Source organism: Nocardia sp. NPDC060220, assembly GCF_042727815.1.
Lineage (GTDB): Bacteria > Actinomycetota > Actinomycetes > Mycobacteriales > Mycobacteriaceae > Nocardia.
Genome location: NZ_JBHWZY010001400.1, coordinates 1 through 1,013 on the forward strand (window position 1 = coordinate 1; position 1,013 = coordinate 1,013).

1 protein-coding gene is annotated in these 1,013 nt (G+C 67.7%); it reads right to left on the reverse strand.

All coding sequences use genetic code 11. The features are described from left to right. Positions 1-90: 90 nt before the first annotated feature. The coding region (locus ACFWF3_RS37080; RefSeq protein ID WP_379318943.1) for a lysophospholipid acyltransferase family protein at positions 91-1,013 on the reverse strand (923 nt) is incomplete at its 5' end.

Genomic DNA, 1,013 nt, shown 5'->3' on the forward strand with positions numbered 1-1,013 from the left:
CCCTCAGGGCCGCGACTCGAGCGCGCCAGCGCTCCAACAAACACAGCCTCAACCCTGCCTGGGACTACCGAACAAGTGATCCCGAACGATCTACCCCAGAACCACGTTCCGGCGCTTGGCCAGCAGCTTGTAGAGGGTCTGCTGGATGGTCTCGCGGACCTGGTCGGTAACCTCGAACATCGTCATCGGGTCGTCGGCCTCTTCCGGCTCGAACGCTGTGGTCGCGATCGGCTCACCGAATTCGATGTACCACTTCGACGGCATCGGCACCGCGCCCAGCAGCCCCAGATGCGGGAACAGCGGCGTCACCGGGAAGTACGGCAGCCCGAGCAGGCGTGCCAGCGGCTTGATATCGGCAAGTTTGGGGTAGATCTCCTCGGAACCGACGATCGAGACCGGAATGATCGGCACCCCGGCCCGCACCGCCGCCGACACGAATCCGCCGCGCCCGAACCGTTGCAGCTTGTACCGGTCGGCGTAGTTCTTTCCGACGCCCTTGAACCCTTCCGGGAACACGCCGGCGATGTGCCCGGCGCGCAGCAGCCGCTCGGCATCGGGATGGCAGGCCAGCGTGTGCCCGGCCTTGCGTGCCAGCGCGCCGAGCAGCGGCATCTCGAAAATGAGGTCGGCGGCCAGCAGCCGCAGCGCCCGCTGATGCGGATGCTTGTCGTGCACGGCCAGTTGCAGCATCAGCCCGTCGATCGGCACGGTGCCCGCGTGATTGGCGACCAGCAGCGCGCCACCCACGGCGGGGATGTTCTCGATCCCCGCGACCTCGACCCGGAACCAGTAGTCCGACAGCGGCCGGAGCGCGGGCAGGATCACCGATTCGAGCAGGTGCCGGTCGTAGCCGAACTCGTCGACCTGGTAGTCCCCGGTGAGCCTGCGGCGCGCGAACTCGGCGGTCCGTTCGATCTGCTCGCCGACGGCATCGCGCAGGATGTCGGTCAGCGATTTCGGCGGGCGGGCGGGCATTCCCGGTCGACGCTCGCTGAGGGAGGTGACCGGCATCG